The organism is Microbacterium sp. OVT16B (genome assembly GCF_019969705.1).
GTDB lineage: Bacteria > Actinomycetota > Actinomycetes > Actinomycetales > Microbacteriaceae > Microbacterium > Microbacterium natoriense.
The window spans coordinates 3,626,852-3,643,296 of the sequence record NZ_JAHXZA010000001.1 but is presented as its reverse complement, the minus strand read 5'-3'; the positions used below and the strand labels follow the sequence as shown (position 1 = coordinate 3,643,296).

The 16,445-nt window shown below is 70.9% G+C and carries 13 protein-coding genes; 9 read left to right on the top strand and 4 right to left on the bottom strand.

Features of this window, described 5'->3' with window-relative positions; translation table 11 throughout:
- Nucleotides 1-7: 7 nt before the first annotated feature.
- Together LC438_RS17100 and LC438_RS17095 are read right to left on the bottom strand one after the other, a co-directional pair.
- Entirely contained in the window at nt 8-1,294 is a 1,287-nt protein-coding gene (locus LC438_RS17100) for a glycoside hydrolase family 16 protein (RefSeq protein ID WP_105673152.1), read from the bottom strand.
- Between the two features lie 95 nt (nt 1,295-1,389).
- Nucleotides 1,390-2,508, bottom strand: coding sequence for an ROK family transcriptional regulator (locus LC438_RS17095; RefSeq protein WP_223587284.1), 1,119 nt, complete (start codon nt 2,506-2,508; stop codon nt 1,390-1,392).
- A 126-nt stretch (nt 2,509-2,634) separates the two neighbouring features.
- Between LC438_RS17095 and LC438_RS17090 the strand changes: the two genes are divergently transcribed.
- The 4 genes from LC438_RS17090 to LC438_RS17075 are packed head-to-tail and all read left to right on the top strand — an operon-like array spanning nt 2,635 to nt 6,961.
- Nucleotides 2,635-3,957 (top strand): ABC transporter substrate-binding protein, encoded by a 1,323-nt coding sequence (locus LC438_RS17090; RefSeq protein ID WP_223587283.1) that lies wholly within the window; start codon nt 2,635-2,637, stop codon nt 3,955-3,957.
- 3 nt (nt 3,958-3,960) lie between these two features.
- A complete protein-coding gene (locus LC438_RS17085; protein ID WP_223587282.1) occupies nt 3,961-4,884 on the top strand; it encodes a carbohydrate ABC transporter permease in 924 nt (307 codons plus the stop codon).
- Nucleotides 4,881-5,699 carry a carbohydrate ABC transporter permease gene (locus LC438_RS17080; protein ID WP_105673156.1) on the top strand — a complete coding sequence of 273 codons (819 nt, stop codon included), beginning with the start codon at nt 4,881-4,883 and terminating at the stop codon, nt 5,697-5,699. Before LC438_RS17085 ends, LC438_RS17080 begins: the two co-directional genes overlap by 4 nt.
- Complete coding sequence (locus tag LC438_RS17075; RefSeq protein ID WP_105673157.1) at nt 5,696-6,961, top strand: Gfo/Idh/MocA family protein; 1,266 nt, start codon at nt 5,696-5,698, stop codon at nt 6,959-6,961. The genes LC438_RS17080 and LC438_RS17075 overlap by 4 nt, the downstream gene beginning before the upstream one ends.
- A 2-nt stretch (nt 6,962-6,963) precedes the next feature.
- Here LC438_RS17075 and LC438_RS17070 read toward each other — a convergent pair whose 3' ends face one another.
- Both LC438_RS17070 and LC438_RS17065 read right to left on the bottom strand, forming a co-directional pair.
- Nucleotides 6,964-7,851 carry an alpha/beta fold hydrolase gene (locus tag LC438_RS17070; protein ID WP_105673158.1) on the bottom strand — a complete coding sequence of 296 codons (888 nt, stop codon included), beginning with the start codon at nt 7,849-7,851 and terminating at the stop codon, nt 6,964-6,966.
- On the bottom strand, nt 7,848-9,038 hold the full coding sequence (locus LC438_RS17065) for a Xaa-Pro peptidase family protein (RefSeq protein WP_105673159.1): 1,191 nt from the start codon (nt 9,036-9,038) through the stop codon (nt 7,848-7,850). Before LC438_RS17065 ends, LC438_RS17070 begins: the two co-directional genes overlap by 4 nt.
- A gap of 161 nt (nt 9,039-9,199) precedes the next feature.
- On the opposite strand from LC438_RS17065, the gene LC438_RS17060 reads away from it, so the two are divergent.
- The 5 genes from LC438_RS17060 to LC438_RS17040 all read left to right on the top strand — a co-directional run bounded on the left by LC438_RS17060 (nt 9,200) and on the right by LC438_RS17040 (nt 16,439).
- Nucleotides 9,200-10,675: a peptide MFS transporter gene (locus tag LC438_RS17060; RefSeq protein ID WP_223587281.1), complete on the top strand. Its 1,476-nt coding sequence runs from the start codon at nt 9,200-9,202 to the stop codon at nt 10,673-10,675.
- Nucleotides 10,672-11,904: an amidohydrolase family protein gene (locus tag LC438_RS17055; protein WP_105673161.1), complete on the top strand. Its 1,233-nt coding sequence runs from the start codon at nt 10,672-10,674 to the stop codon at nt 11,902-11,904. Before LC438_RS17060 ends, LC438_RS17055 begins: the two co-directional genes overlap by 4 nt.
- Nucleotides 11,905-11,965: 61 nt before the next feature.
- Nucleotides 11,966-13,201 (top strand): CdaR family transcriptional regulator, encoded by a 1,236-nt coding sequence (locus tag LC438_RS17050; RefSeq protein WP_223587280.1) that lies wholly within the window; start codon nt 11,966-11,968, stop codon nt 13,199-13,201.
- 92 nt (nt 13,202-13,293) lie between these two features.
- Nucleotides 13,294-13,515 carry a hypothetical protein gene (locus tag LC438_RS17045; RefSeq protein WP_223587279.1) on the top strand — a complete coding sequence of 74 codons (222 nt, stop codon included), beginning with the start codon at nt 13,294-13,296 and terminating at the stop codon, nt 13,513-13,515.
- Between the two features lie 56 nt (nt 13,516-13,571).
- Nucleotides 13,572-16,439, top strand: a complete 2,868-nt coding sequence (locus tag LC438_RS17040; protein ID WP_223587278.1) for a LuxR family transcriptional regulator — start codon at nt 13,572-13,574, stop codon at nt 16,437-16,439.
- Nucleotides 16,440-16,445: the final 6 nt, after the last annotated feature.

The following is a 16,445-nucleotide window of genomic DNA, read 5'->3' as shown; positions in this document are numbered from 1 at the left end:
CGGTCGGTCAGTTGGCGGGAGCGGCGTTGAGCTGCCAGTGCGACGACCACCACGTGGTCGGCACGTTCCCGAACTCGACGCTGCCCGTGCCGTTCTCGACGTGCAGGGCGCCGGAGGCGTTCTGGATGCGTGTGTACCCGCTGCCGGCGGACGGCGTCGACCATTCGGCGGCGGTTCCCGCCGTCGCCGCGGTGCCGTGGCGAACGGTCGAGCCGCTCACGTAGAGGTACTGGTTGGTCCACCGGTTGCGGTACTTGGTGGTGCCGGATGCCGTGGTCTCGGGCACCCACTGGGCGCTCCAGTAGGTGCTGGGGACCTCGCCGAAGCGGACGATGCCGTCGTTGGGCTCGACGTTGACGGCGCCGGCCCTGTGCCGGTTGTTGATGAGCTTCCAGGTGGGGGAGACGGCCTCCGAGTATCCGGCGTTGTCCTTGTAGACGCGCAGGTAGTCGACCTCCCACTGCTTGGGCCAGACGCTGTTGGGCTGGCCGGAGCCCGCACCGGTGTAGATGTTCATGATGATGCCCATCGCGGTGTTCGGGGCGTCGTTGAGCGTCTTCACGAGCTGGCCGTCGTAGTAGAACCGCAGCTGGGTCGGCGTCCAGTCCATGGCGTAGATGTGGAACTCCGTGGTCGGAGAGCCCGAGACGGGCACGGTGTCGAGCGACCACGATCCGAGGAAGTTCGGGTCACCCCAGCCGTAGGCGGCGATGCGCCAGCTGTTCGGGGTGCTGAAGAACGTCTCGATCATGTCGATCTCGGACTGGCCGCCGGTGGTGTTCGTGCCGACCAGCCAGAGGGCCTGGTGCCCGCCGCCCCCGGCGTTCGAGTTCTTGGCGCGCACCTCGACGTAGCCGTACTTCGTGGAGTAGCCGTTGAACGTGGGCAGGTTGTTGCGGTTCACCGCCGACGAGTTGAACTTGTGCCAGTTGTTCTGATTGAAGGTCTGGATCGCCGACGAGACGACGGTGCCGTCCTGGTCGGGGTTCCACGGCGGCTGGTCCTGGTCGACGCGGAGCTTGATCGTGCCGTTCGAGATCGTGTAGCGCGCCGCCGTGTCGGCGATGTCGGCGGCGGGCACCCAGTGCGGGAGGTAGTTCGGCAGCCACTTCGAGGTGTCGAGCGTCGTACCGGTGAACTCCTCGCTGAAGTCGAGGGTGTAGCCCGGCTTGTCGACGGGATTCGGCGGGGTGTCGGCCGCGAAGGCGGCGGGGGAGGCGAGCGTGAAGGCGGTGACCGCGACGGCGAACGCGGCTGCGGCGGCGGCGCCGCGGGATGTCTTTCGATGGAACATGGGGTTCTCCTCGGTGATCGTCGGTGATCAGTGCGTGGACGCGGTGCGGAGCGCACCGTCCTGCGAGGTAATTAACCCGAACTCTTGCGTAATTGTCAATACTCGCGGGCGAAGAGCTGTTCCTTCACGCTCGCCGCGCTGACGGCCAGCGCTCCGACCGACGGCGCGATCGCGCCGAGGGCGGAGGTGCGCACGTCGGGGAGGAAGAGCGATCGTCCGGCGAGCTCGGAGCCCAGTGCCGCCGCGAGTCTCGCGGAGGCGCCGGGGATGCTGCTGCTGACGACGACGACGTGCGGATCGATCGCGAGGACCAGGGCGCCCAGGCCGTCGGCGATGTCGGCGGCGAACCCGGTGACGGCATCCGCGCCCTCCGTGCCGGGCGCCGCAGCGGCCGTGAACAGCTGCTCCAGGCCGTCGGGGGCGCGCTCGGCGAGCCTCTGCTGCGCCTCCGGCCACGCGACCCTGCCGAGCGCTCCGATCTCGCCGGCCGCCCCGTGCGCCCCTCGGGCGACGCGGCCGTCGACGATGGATGCCGCGGAGATCCGGTTCCCGATGCGCAGGAGCACGGCGGTCTCATCCGCCCCGACCGATCCGTGCTCGATCTCGGCGAGTGCGGCGAGCTTGGTGTCGTTGTCGAAGGCGATCCTGGCGCCGGGGAAGGCGGCGCGCAGCTGCGCGCCGATGTCGCTGGTCAGCCAGTCGGGCACCACCGTGGTCTTCACCGGGCGACCGTCCGCATCCACGATGCCGGGGATGCCGACGGTGAGCGCGACGAGTTCGTGGGATGCCGTCGTCGACTCGTCGAGCAGCTCGGTCACGAGCGCGATGATCGCGGCCGCCGCGTGCTCTCCGCTCGACAGGTCGTGCTCCTGGCGGCGGTGGGCCGCGCTGACCGTTCCGCGCAGGTCGCCGGCCACGCCGGAGATGCCGTGCGGGCCGACGTCGATCCCCACGGCGACGCCCTGATCGGCGGCGAACCGGTACCCGCGCGCCGGGCGGCCGGCGCGCGTCGGGCGCAGCTGCTCGGAGTCGGCCAGGCCGGATTCGACGAGCCCGGACAGCACGGTCTCGACCGTCGTGCGCGACAGGCCGGTCGAGGTCGCCAGCTGGCTGGCTGTCATCGGGGAGGACGCGTCCCACAGGGTGGTCAGCACCGCGTGGTCGTTGAGCCGACGCATCGCTGCGAGGTCGGTGCCGAGCGCCTGGGTGGTCACCTGTCCTGACTATCACATTCCGGCAACCCCGGCTTGACAGTGCGAGGGGGCTGACCTATCTTGTGAATTACAACAGAGAGTTGCGAAATACCCTTTCCCCCTTCTTCACCAGAAAGCGACACTCACATGCAACGACGCACCCGACTCGTGCTCGCGCCTCTCGCCGCCGGCGCCCTCCTCGGCCTCACCCTCACCGCCTGCGCGCCAGGACCGGCGACGAACGGCGGCGGCGCCGCCGTCGACGCCAGCACCACGCTCACCGACGACGACATCACCCTCACGCTCATGTCGACGCCGGAGTCCGGCGCGGCCACCGAGGCCACGATCGCCGCCTTCGAGAAGGAGCACCCGAACATCACGATCGAGTACTCCCAGACCAACTACGACGACTACAACCAGAGCGTGAACCTCAACCTGGCAGGCGACAAGTCCCCCGACATCGTCCTGCTGAACGCGGTCGCGAACACCGTCAAGAACAAGCTCGTCCTGCCCCTCGACGACTACGCCGACCTCTACGGGTGGAACGACTTCTTCCCCACCAACCAGCTCAACCAGTGGCGCGTCGCCGACGACGGCTCCACCCTCGGCGAAGGCGGAGACCTCTACGCGGCCCCTGCCGGCTTCTCGCTCGTCGGCACGTACTACAACAAGGCCCTGGCCGCGCAGCTCGGGATCACCGCACCCACCACCCTGGGCGACTTCGAGAGCGCGCTCGCCGCGGCCCAGGGCTCCGGCATCCTCCCCGTCCAGCTCGGCAACGCGGAGGGGCACGCGGCATTCGTGGTGCAGCTGCTCGGCCAGGGCGAGGGCGGCGCCGACGACGCCAACGCCTGGGCCTTCGGCCACAAGGGCGAGACGTTCGACACCGACGCCAACCGCACCGCGGTCGACACCCTCGTCTCCTGGCAGAAGGCCGGCTACCTCGGCGATCCGACGACGGTGAACGGCACCGACCTCCAGGGCGCCGTCGACAACTTCATCGCGGGCAAGGGCCTGTTCCTCGTCGACGGGATCTGGGACGCCGGCAAGATCGCCGAGGGGCTGGGAGCGGATGCCGGCTTCCTCCCGTTCCCCGGCAAGAACGTGACGGGGATCGGCACCTCGGTCGCCTACGCGATCTCCACGAAGAGCGCGCACCCGAACGAGGCGGCGGCGTTCCTGGACTTCCTGCGGTCTCCCGAGGCGAGCGCCCAGCAGTTCGCGCAGGGCTTCATGCCCGATGACCCGACGGTCGCGGTGGCGGACGAGGGAACCCTGCAGGGCGACATCGTCGCGGCCTGGGCGCGGGTCGCGGAGGCGAACGGGCTCGTGGCGTTCAACAACAACGCGACGGCGACCATGAACGACACGCTCAAGGCCGGCACGCAGAAGCTCATCGCCGGACAGACCTCGGTCGACGACTTCCTCACCTCGGTCCAGGACGACTGGGCCGCCGCCCACGCCGGCTGATCCATGACCACGTCGCTGTCTCCCCGGCGGGAGGGGTCCGGTCTCGCGGCCGGCCCCTCCCGTCGGCCCCGCCGAGGGTGGAGCTCGCTCCTGTACCTGCTCCCGGCGTTCGTCTTCTACGGCACGTTCACGATCGCCCCCTGGGTGCAGAGCATCTGGCTCTCCTTCTGGAACTGGGACGGGATCGGGGCCGCCACCTGGGCCGGCATCGAGAACTACCTCCGCGTGTTCACGGACGACAGGCTCCTCGTCGCCCTGCGCAACGGCCTCGGATTCATCGTGTTCTACACCGCGTTCCCCCTCGTGCTCGGTCTCGTCATCGCGGCGGTCATCGCCGCTCGTCCGAGGCGCGGCTCCGGGTTCGTCCGCACCGTGCTCTTCCTGCCGCAGATCCTCCCGCTGGTGGCCGTCGGCGTCGTCTGGCGCTATCTCTACGCGGCAGACGGGCCGATCAACCAGTTCCTGACCGCCATCGGCCTCGGCGATGTCGCGAGGGCGTGGCTCGGCGACTTCACCTGGGCGTACCCCGCCGTCGGCATCATCGGCACCTGGGTCACGACCGGACTGTGCATGATGCTCCTGCTCGCCGGCATCCAGAAGATCGACCCCTCGCTCTACGAGGCGGCGCGACTCGACCGCTGCGGACCGATCCGCCAGTTCTGGCACGTCACGGTGCCAGGGGTGCGCGCAGAGATCGTCGTGGCCGTCACGGTGACGCTGATCTCCGCCCTCGCGAGCTTCGACATCGTCTACGTCACCACCGGCGGCGGCCCCGGCGATCAGACGATCGTCCCCGGCGTGCTGATCTACAAGCTCGTCTTCACCTCGAACGAGGTCGGGCTCGCCTGCGCCCTCGCGACGGTGCTGAGCGCGATCATCCTCGTCTTCGTCGCCGTGATCGGCCGAGTGGGAAGGCGCAGCGCATGAGATCTCCCGCCTCCCGCGTGCTGTCGGCGGTGTTCCTGCTCGTCGCCGTGCTCAGCGTCGTCATCCCGTTCCTCGCGCTGGTGTCCGCGGCTCTCCAGCCGGCCGACACGCTCGTCCCCCGACTCACCTGGCCCAGCGATCCGCAGTGGGGCAACTTCGCCACGGCGTGGAGCATGGCCGGCTTCGGATCCCTCCTCGCATCGAGCGCGATCATCGCGGTCGTGGTCGTCCCGATCTCGGTGGTGTGCGCGACGCTCGCCGGCTACGCGATGGGCACGATGAGGATGCCGGCGAAGGGCGTGCTGTTCGCCTTCTTCATCGCGGGGCTCACGCTCCCGTACGAGGCGATCGTCGTGCCGCTGTACTTCTCGATGAGGTCGACCGGCCTGATCGACACGTACTGGGCGGTCATCCTCCCCCTGGTCGGAGCGTTCATGCCGTTCGGGATCTTCTGGATGCGGACGCACTTCGAATCCGTGCCCGCCGAGATCATCGAGGCCGCCCAGCTGGACGGCGCCGGTCGGTTCCGCACCCTGGTGCAGATCCTGATCCCCGGCGCCAAGCCCGCCATCATCACGTACGCGCTGCTGACGTTCATGTGGGCGTGGAACCAGTTCCTCCTCGCGCTCATCCTCATCCGCGATCCCTCGCGCCGCACGGCCCCGTCCGGGCTGGGCACGTTCGTGCAGCAGTACGGGGAGAACATCCCGCTGCTCGCGGCCGGGACGATCATCGTGATCGCGCCGATCGTCGTCCTCTACTTCATCTTCCAGCGAAAGTTCGTCGCCGGCCTCGTGCAAGGAGCCCTCAAATGACCGCCCACGCCCCCCTCCGTCTCGCGATCGTCGGAGCCGGATCGCGCGGGACCGGATACGCGCGCCGAGCCGTCGCGGACGGGGCGACGATCACCGCCGTGGTGGAGCCGGATGCGGAGAGGCTGCGGGTGTTCCTCGCCGAGTTCGCCGATCAGCCGATCGAGTGCTTCGGCACCTGGCAGGACCTCGCCGCGCGGGAGGAGAGGATCGCGGATGCCGTGGTCGTCTCCACGCCGGACCGCCTGCACGCCGAGCCCGCGATCGGCCTCGCCGGAGCCGGGTACCACCTCCTCCTGGAGAAGCCGATCGCCCCCACGGAGGAGGAGTCGAGCCGCATCGTCGCCGCCGCGGATGCCGCAGGGGTGATGCTCGCGGTGTGCCACGTCATGCGGTACTCGGACTACTCGCACACCCTCAAGCGGCTGCTCGACGACGGCGCGATCGGCCGGCTGGTGTCGGTCGAGCACCTCGAGCCGATCGGCTGGTGGCACTTCGCGCACTCGTACGTGCGGGGCAACTGGGCCCGCGAGGAGGAGTCGGGGCCGATGCTGCTCACCAAGAGCAGCCACGACATCGACTGGCTCTCGTACATCGTCGGTCTCCCGGCCGAGCGCGTGTCGTCGTTCGGGAGCCTCCTGCACTTCCGGCCGGAGAACAAGCCGGCCGACGCCACGGCGCGGTGCCTCGACTGCCCGCTGCAGAACTCCTGCGCGTACTCCGCGACGACGATCTACCGCGGCTTCCTCGGTGACGAGACGTTCGAGCGCTGGCCGCTCGCGGTGCTGACGACCGACGTCACCCCTGAGGGGGTGGAGCGCGCGCTCCGCGGCGGCCCGTACGGACGATGCGTGTTCGACGGCCAGAACGACGTCGTCGACCATCAGGTCGTGAACATCGAGTACAGCGGCGGGGTGACGGCATCCTTCACCGTGACCGCGTTCACCGAACTGGACTTCCGCAAGACGCGCCTCTTCGGCACGTCGGGGAGCATCGAGGGCGACGGCAGGTCGCTGCTCGTGCACGACTTCGTGCGCGACGAGAAGTACGAGGTCGTGCCCGAATCCCGCGGGGCGGCGAGCGCGGCCGACGGCCACGGCGGCGCCGACGACGCGCTGGTCCAGGCCTTCCTCGCGGCCGTGCGCACGGGGGACAGGTCGCTGCTGCTCTCCGGACCGGCCGAGAGCCTCGCCACGCACCGGATCGTGTGGCTCGCTGAGGAGGCGCGCCGGAGCAACACGGTGATGCCCGTTCCCGCGCACTGAGCTCAGACGACGGGAGCCGCCGCGCCCTGCGCTGCGCACCAGCGCAGGGCGCTGACCTCGTGATCGCGCAGCCAGTGCCCGCCGCCCGCGACGATCCGCAGCTCCGCGTGGGGGATCAGCGCGAGCCAGGCCTCTCCGTGCGCGGACGGCACGAGCACGTCCGCTCCGCCGTACACCAGGAGCGTCGGCGCCGTGATCGCCGCGGCGTCGAAGGACCACGCGCGCGCGAACAGGGCGAGATCGTCCTCGATCCAGCCCTCGACGCCCTGCGCCGCCCATTCGTCGGCCTCGACGGACTCCTCATGCTGCACGTCTGCGCGGCCGAGCACCTCGCGGTCGCTCGGGGGCAGGCGCTCGACCCAGTCGCTCAGGGCGTCCGCGCCGTCGCCGAGCGACTCCACGTACGCACGCAGCGCCGTCTCGCCCCGCCGTGCCGCGTCGATCTCCGCGAGTGTCTCCGGCACCATGCCTTTCGACGCATCGAAGCCGAACCCGGACGGGCCGATCCCGACGTCGACGCAGAGCGCCGTCACCCGGTCGGGGAGCAGGGCCGCTGCCGCGACGGCGTGCGGGCCTCCGCCGGAGGTGCCCATGACGGCGAAGCGGTCGGCCCCGCAGGCGTCGGCGATGCGGGCGCTCCAGTCCGCGGCATCCGCGACCGTCCGACCGGGGAGGGTCGGCGAGCCGCCGTAGCCCTGGCGGTCATAGGAGCACAGCCGCACACCCGCCGATGCCGGTCCGCTCCATCCGCCGGGCACGGCGATCGAGCTGCTCGGGGTCCCGTGGTGGAACACCACCAGCGGACCGTGCGGGTCGCCCCACTCGCGCACGCGCAGACTCCCGTGCACGACGGGCATCTCGAACTCGCGGATCCACGGCGCCCCGATCACGAGAACTCCAGGATCTCGCGGGGGAGGGAGGAGAGGAAGCGGGGGCCGTCCTGCTCGAACACGACCGTGTCGACGAGGATCAGGGAGTTCCACGATTCGAAGTTCGTCACGAGCCCCGCCTCGATCACGTCGTCCCTGTCATCCCCGAGAGACCAGCAGAACTCGCCCACCCAGTCCGTCGGAGCGACGGAGAGGCCGAGCTCGTATCCTCCGGCTCCCGACCCGTCGACGCCGCTGTCGGCGAAGTGGCGTCGGAGCGCGTCGAGCAGCACCCGCCAGGGCTCGCCGACCCTGCCGTGCTCGGCGAGGATCTCGTAGGCCTCTGCGGCGACGGCGACCTCCCGCATGTGCTCCGCCGACGGCGCGCCGAACATCAGGGGCCTGGTCGCGCGGGCGTGATAGCCGTCGACGGCCGACGCCATGTCGGGGTGGACGACCGGTCCGGAGCCGAGGCGCGTGTGCCCGCTCAGCCGGTGCAGCGCCGACACGGAGGACCCTGCGGCGACGGTCTCGTGCAGCACGGCGGGCTCGCCCCCAGCGCGCACCATGCCGAGGGAGTAGAGGCCCCAGGCTTCGAGCTCGGTCGTCTCGGGCGTCGCCTCGGAGAGGATCGCGCGGATGCCGGCATCCGCCGCGCGCTGCGCCGCCTCGATCTTCCCGATCTCCGCGGGGCTCTTGAGGCGCCGGACGCCCCGGAACGGCAGGGTCACGTCGACGACCCGGCATCCGAGACCGTCGAGCATCTCGTCGACCACGTCGGCGACGGCAGGACTCGGGATGCAGCTCCACCGCTCCATGCCGACGCGGCTCCCCGCCCACGGCCGCAGCTGCTCGGCGAGGAAGGCGACGTACTCGCCGAGGGTGGACTCCCTGGTCTCGTCCGTCGTGGAGAGGGTGCGGATGTCGTCGAGCACGGTCGTCGTGCGGGCGAGCTCCTCGTGATAGCCGGCCTCGATGAGGAACGGGGCGCCCTCCTCGACGTGGAGGACCACGCACTGCGCCGGGGGCATCGACGTCGACGTGTGCTGGCGGTACCACCGGCTGCGGTAGCCGGTGAGCCACGCCATCGTGTCCGGAGCGGTGAGGACCGCCACGGAGACGTCGGCCGAGGCCATCGCCGCCCGCAGACGTCGCAGGCGATCGGCGTACTCGTCTCGGGTGAAGGGCAGATCTGCGTCGATGCTCATCCGACCATGGTCGCGGGTGGATCATGGCGGTGGAGGCGACATCTGTCGCAGGTTCCGCCGGACATTCCGACGCCTGTCGGATCCTCGGCGCCTCGGGGATCGGATTGACTCTCGACAACCCTGAAGCCGCGCGGCGGCACCACTGCTCCGATGGAGGCGCAATGACCCTCAGCAGCACGACAGACGCCCCACCCGTCGGGCGCACGTTCTTCGGCCTGCCTCGCACCATGTTCCCCGTGGCGGGTTTCGCCGGCTTCGACGCCCTCTCCTTCTACGGGATGCAGACGATCCTCGTCTACTACGTGTACTTCTCCGCGAGCGAGGGGGGCCTGGCTCTCGAGCCGGCCGTCGCGATCGCGATCGTGTCGACGTCGAGCGCCGCGACCTTCCTCGCCACCATCTTCATGGGGTGGCTCGCCGACAACGTGCTCGGCGCGGGGCGAGGACTCCGCTACGGCGCTATGCTCGCGTTCGCCGGCTACCTGACCCTCGCGATCGTCCCCGGCGCCATCGGGCTCACGATCGGACTCATCGCCATCGCGTTCGGCGCCGCCTCGATGTGGGTGAGCGAGGGCGTGGTGCTGGGCGGCACGCTCGACGCGCACGAGTCGCACCGGGAGGCGGGCTTCACGGTCTACTACCTCGGCAGTGCAGGGGGCGCGCTCATCGGCATCACCCTCAGCGGCGTGCTGCAGTCGGCCGTCGGCTTCCGACTCGGCTTCCTCGCGTCGGCCGTGGCGATCCTGATCGGACTCCTCATCTACCTGCCGTTCCGACGCGGCACCGAGGCGACGGCGCCGCCCGTCCCGGTGGCCGGCGTCCGCGGCTGGGCCCTCGCGTGGCCGATCGCGGCGGTGGCGTTCGCGATCGCGCTGGTGGTGGGCAGTGTCGCGGCAGGGTTCAACCCCGCGACGATCGTCGGCCTCGGGGCCCTCGTCCTCGCGGTCGGAGCGCTGGTGAAGCTGCTCTCGCGCCGCGATCTCACCCGCGAGCAGAAGGGCCGGGTCATCCGCTACCTCCCGTTCTTCGTCGCGACCGGCGTGTTCGCCATGCTCTACCAGCAGCTCTACACGACCGTGGCGATCCACTCCGAGGCCAGCACGGACCGCGTCGTGTTCGGCGTGGAGCTGCCGCCGTCCACGGTGCTCGGCATCGCTCCCCTCTGCACGATCCTCGTGGCGCCGATCCTCGCCGCGGTGTGGGGTCGGCTCGGCGATCGCCAGCCCTCCCTCGCCGTGAAGTTCGCGGTCGCGTTCGCCGGATGCGCCATCGGCATGGGGTGGCTCGCCGTCGCCTCGGGAGCCGGAGGGCTCACGCCGATCATCGTCCTCGTCTTCATCGTGTTCGTCTTCGGCGCCTCCGACGTCGTGGTCTCCCCCTCCGGCCTGTCCCTCGCGACGGCCGTCGCACCCCCGGGGTTCGAGACCAGGATGCTCTCGGTGCACTACCTCGCGGTCGCCATGGGGATCGCCGCGGCCGGCGTGACCGGCGAGGGGTTCGTGCCGGGCGAGAACGAGACCGGCTACTTCGCCGCGTTCGCGATCGTGGGCGCCGCCGTCGCCGTCGCGATGATCGTCGTGCGCATCGGCTTCGGCCGAAGACTCGTCGCGGTCGAGGGTGTGGAGGTCGTCCGATGAGCGCGGCGACGGACATCAGGGTGATCCGCGCCGGAGCGGTCGCCGACGTGCTCGCCGGAGAGGTGCTCGCCGACCACGCGATCGTGCTGGACGGCGAGAGGATCGCCGCGGTCGAGCCCTGGTCGCCCTCCCGGCACGGCGGCGAGCACGTGCTCGACCTCAGCGACCACCTGGTCGCTCCGGGGATGATCGACCTGCACACCCATCTGATCGGCGAGCTGGAGCGCGGCAGCTACAGCCCGTACCTCACCGGCTCCCCCGCGCGCGATGCGCTGCTGGGGGTGCGCCACGCCAGGGCGACGCTGCGCGCGGGCTTCACGACCGTCCGCGACGTGGGCAGCTTCCGCGCCTTCGTCGACTGCGATCTGCGCGACGCGATCGACTCCGGGATCTGCGAGGGGCCCCGCATGGTCTGCGCGGGCGCCTACGTCACGTGCAGCTCCGGCGGCGGCGAGATCACGGACCTCGCCCTCGACATCCCGCTGCCCACGTCCTTCCGCTTCGGCGTCGCCGACTCCGTCGACGAGGTGCGCTCGGCCGTGCGCCGCATCGCCCATCGGGGCGCCGATGTGATCAAGATCATCGCGACCGGTGCGGTGTACGCCTCGGGCACGGTGCCCGGTGCGCCCGAGTACACCGAGGAGGAGCTGCGCGCCTGCGTCGACGAGGCGGCGCTGTACGGCCTCTACGTCGCTGCTCACGCGCACGGGGAGGAGGGTGCGCTGCGCGCCATCCGCGCCGGCGCCCGCACGATCGAGCACGGGACCATGCTCGGCGACACGGCGATGTCGGCGATGATCGAGCACGGCACCTACTACGTGCCGACCACCTACCTGCTGAACTGGGTGGAGGAGCACGCCGAGCGCGAGGAGCATCCGATCGGCGTGCGCGAGAAGACCGCGAGCGTCGGGACGTCGGCACGGGCCGCCGTGCGCCTCGCGGTCGAGGCCGGGGTGCGCATCGCCTACGGCACGGATGCCATCGTCTTCCCGCACGGGCGCAACGCCGGTCAGCTGCCGGAGTTCGTGGAGGCGGGCATGACGCCCATGCAGGCGCTGCAGTCGGCGACGAGCGTCGCGGCGGAGTGCCTCGGACGCTCTGCGGACGTCGGCGCGGTCGCCCCTGGACGCTTCGCCGATCTGGTGGCGGTCCCCGGCGCTCACCTCGACGAGATCGGGCGCTTCACCGACGTCGCCGCCGTGCTCAAGGGCGGGCGGATCGTCGAGTGACGGCGGCGTCGAGCGCGGCGTAGGATCGGAGTCGTCCCGCCGGTCGGGGAGCGGAGGTGCGATGTTCGACGCCGTTCAGGAGACCGTCGATCGGCTGGCGATGGCGCTGCAGCGGTCGGTGGTGCTGGAGGATGCCGAGTGGACCCTGCTCGCCAGCAGCGCGCACTTCGACGATCTCGATCCCGCCAGACTGCACACCCTCACCGCACGTCGTCCCGCGCCGGCGCTGGTGGTCGAGATGAGGGCGTGGCGCCTGCACGCGCAGCTCGTCCCGCGGGTGCTCGGCGTCGAGCCGCAGCTCGGGATGGAGCACGAGCGGCTGGTGATCACCGTGCGCTCCCGCTACGAGGTGCTCGGGTTCCTCTGGATCACCCTCACCCGGCCGCTCACCCCGAGCGAGGCGTTCCTCGTGCTGGAGACCGCCGACACGCTGCGGGCGCTCCTGGTCAGCGTCTCGCAGTCGATCGCGGCGGTCAACGCCGAGGTCGAATCGGAGATGCTCGGCCTCCTCGCCCCCGATGAGCCGAGCCGTCGGAGGGCGGCGGACGAGCTCCTCGATCTGGGCATGTTCACCCGTTCGCGCCACTTCGTCGCGCTCTGCCTGTCTCTGAGCGCCGAGTGGTCTCCCTGGGACGGCCCTCCGTCGAGGGAGGTGATCTCGCGGGCGCTGCTCCGGGCGATCACGACCCCCATGATCGACGCGTACAGCTTCGTGCCGACGTCGCCCGAGGCGCTGATCCTCCTCGGCTTCCGGAACGAGCCGACTCGTGAGGCGATGGAGAACGTCGTGGCGGCCATCATCAGGGAGACGGATGCGGCCGACGTGAGCGAGCCGCTCCAGGGGGTCCTGGGGGTGGGTTCCCCGGTGGGCGAGCTCTCGCTGAGCTGGGAGTCGTACGAGCAGGCTCTGGTCGCCGTGCGCGTCGCGCGATCGCGCGAGAGCAGGTCCGCGTCGTGGACCGCCGATCCGGTCGCCGCGTCGATCGTCACGCTCCTCGCGGCTGAGCCGCCTGCCCACCTGCTCCCCGAGCCGCTGCGCCGTCTCGCCGACGCGCCCCCCGACGTCCTCGCCCTGTTCGAGGCGTACGTCGCGCACGGCGCCAGGGTCGCCGATCTGGCCGATCGGCTGGGCGTGCACCGCGCGACCGTGTACTACCGGCTCGCGCGCGCGGCGGAGTCGATCGGCGTGGATCTCGAGAGCGACGACGCGCGCTTCATCATCGGCGCCTGGGTGCGTCAGCGCCGTGTCACGAGCGCGGCCGGGGGCGCCCCCGGTTCGGGAGACGGACGCGCCTAGGCACCCCCCGTCCGAAAGATAGGGAAGGTGCCCGATGCCGGGGTCCCGCCTCAGAGCGGAGTGTAGGCATACACCCACAGAGGAGAACCCCCATGTACGAGCACCCGTACCTCAGCCAGCAGATCACCCGGTTCGAGCAGGAGCAGATGGAGCGCTCCGCCGAGCGCGCGCGGTTCATCGCCGAGCACGCCGATCAGATCGTCGCCCGCCCGCAGGGCGTGATCCGGCGGATGCTGGGTCGTCTCGCCGCGGGTTCGCGCACGCGTGCGCAGAGCCCGTCGCCGACGACCTGCGAGCCGGTCGCCGCACGGTGACGATCGTTCTGCCGACAGCAGCCCCGGATGTCCGACGGGAGTGGCACGATGAGTCCATGCCCCCTCTCGCTCCGAGCGCTCCGATGGTCGGCCGCGACGCCGATCTCGCGCACGTGCGCCTGCTCTTCGAGCGCGCGAGCGGCGGGGTGCCGACCGCCCTCCTCGTCGAGGGTGAGGCGGGCATCGGCAAGTCCCGGCTGCTGCGCGAGTTCGCCGACGAGATCGAGAACCGGGCCGACATCCACGTCGGCTGGTGTCTCGATCTCGGCACCGCGCGCTCTCCGTACGGTCCGCTCACCGGCATCCTGCGCTCGATCGTGCAGACGGTCGGCGTCGAGCGGGTGCGCGAGGTCGTCGGGGCCGGCGCCGACGCGCTGGGCATGCTTCTGCCCGAGCTCGCCTCCACGTCCGACGACAGGGCGAGCACGAGCCCCGAGCGGCTGCGCGACGCGATCGCGAGCCTCATCGAGTGCGCGTCCGAACGCGCTCCGCAGGTTCTCGTCGTCGAAGACCTGCACTGGGCCGATGAATCCACCCTCGCGATCCTCTCCTTCCTGCTGCGCGCCCTCGGGCGGGGGCGCATCCTCCTCCTGCTGACCTGCCGCTCCGACGATGTGCGCCGCGGCGACGCGGTGAGCCGCTTCATCGGCGAGGCCACCAGGGCGCGACTCCTCGAGCGCGTGTCCCTGGAGCGCCTCGACATCGACGCCGTGCGGGAGATCGTCGAGCAGATCACCGGCCATGCCCTGAGCGCGCTGGCTCTCGACCGCATCCAGGAGCGGGCCGAGGGGGTGCCGTTCTTCGTGGAGGAGATCGCCGGATGCTCGAAGGGCCCTCTCCCCGACGGGCTGCGCGATCTCCTGCTCGCGAGGTTCGACCGCCTCTCCGACGACGCCCGCCGCGTGGTCCAGGTGGCGTCCGGCGCCGAGCGTCCGCTGTCCCATCCGCTGCTGGTCGAGCTCGCCACCGTGCCCGACGACCGGCTCGACGAGGCCGTGCGGGAGGCGACGCGCAGCGGCATCCTCGTGGTCGCAGACGACGACTACCGCTTCCGTCACGCGCTGCTGCGAGAGGCCGTGCACGACGACCTCCTCCCCGGTGAGCGCGCGCGGCTGCATCGGGCGTATGCCGAGACGCTGGAGGCGCAGTGCGACGGCAGCGACAGCGCCGATGCCGCGGCCCTCGCGTACCACTGGCAGCTCGCGCAAGACGACCGAAGGGCGCTGATCGCCGCCGTCGACGCCATGCGCCATGCGAAGGCCCGGTTCGCCTTCGCGAGTGCGGCGCGGTTCGGCGAGCTGGCGCTCGGCCTGTGGGCGCAGGTTCCGGATGCCGCGGAGGCCGCGCACATCGATCGGCTCGACCTGCTGCTGGTGCTGGGGTCAATCCTGCGCAACGCCGGAGACGGCGAACGCGCGCTCGCCGTCGTGAACGTGGCTCTCGGCGAGCTCGATCCGGCCGTCGTCGATCCTCGTCTGCACGCGCGGCTGCTGCGCGACAAGGCGTACTACACGATGAACCTCGGGCGGCCAGGCGCGATCGCGCTGCTGCACGAATCCCTGGCGGTGCTCGACGGGAGGGTCGACGACGACCGACTGCGCGCGACGATCCTCAACAACCTCGCGAGCAGGTACATGATCGCCGGCGACCTCGACCGCGGGTACGCGCTCGGCGTCGAGGCCGGGGAGTTCGCGGCCCGCGCGGGGTCCGATGACGAGGCCTCGATCGCCGCGAACGTGCGTGCGGCCTCCTCGGCCCACGGCGGAGACCTCGACGTCGGCGCCCGCGAGTACGAGCTCGCCCGCACCCTCGCCAAAGGCTCGACCGCCGAGCTGCGCTACCGCGTGAACTACTCCGATCTGCTGACGCTGCTCGGCCGGTACCGCGAGGCCGTCGCGCTCGCGGAAGAGGGGCTGGCGCGGTCGCGCACCTTCGGCGTCGAGCGCACCTCCGGCTCGGTGATGACGCAGAACATGGCCGTGCCGCTGCTCGAGCTCGGCGAGATCGAGCGCGTAGAGGAGATGCTCCGCCGCGAGCTCTCGCAGAACACGCTGCGGGTGTTCCGCATGTACACCACGATGACGCGCGTGCGGGTGCTGTCGTGGCGCGGGCGGCACGAGGAGGCTGCCGAGCTGCTGAACGAGTCGTTGTCCGCGTTCCAGGAGACGGGGACCGTCGAGCGGCAGATCTGGTACGACATCACCGTCATGACGGTCGCGGTCGCCGAGAGCAGGGGCGATCTCCCCGGCGCGCTCGATGCGATCCTCGCGATGCTCCGCGACGACGGCCCCGTGCTGCTGCACCAGCGGCGCCTCATGCTGCAGTCGGGATGGATCATCGCCGAGCTGCGGGCACAGGGCGTCGACGTGACCGTCGCCGTCGCCGCCGTGCGCGCGGCCTGGGATGCGCAGGGCGAGCAGCTCAGGGGCGACTCCTGGTCTGCTCTCCTCGACGCGCTGCTCGCGCCGAGCACGTCCGGTCTCCGCGCGGCGATCGCACTCGCCGACGGCGACGACGTGCCGGTCGTGTTCCGCGCGGTCACCCGACTCGCGCTCGCACGCCTGCTCGTCTCCGCGGGCGACCGCGTCGAAGCCGCCGCCCTTCTGGGCAGGGCGGCCGAGATCGCCGAGGAGCTCGGTCACGTGCAGCTGCAGTCCTCCGTCGCGGCCTTCGCTGCGGCCGCGGGGCTCGGCACGAGTGCGGCGTCGGATGCCGATGCGCTGACCGCGCGAGAGCACCAGGTGCTCGACCTGATCGCCGAGGGGCTCAGCAACAGGCAGATCGGCGAGCGGCTCTTCATCAGCGTCAAGACGGTGAGCGTGCACGTGTCGGCGGTGCTGCGCAAGCTCGGCGTGAGCACGCGCACGGAGGCGGCCGTGGTGGCTCAGCGCTCACTCGCCGCGGGTGATCTCGTCAGCCGCTGACGTCGG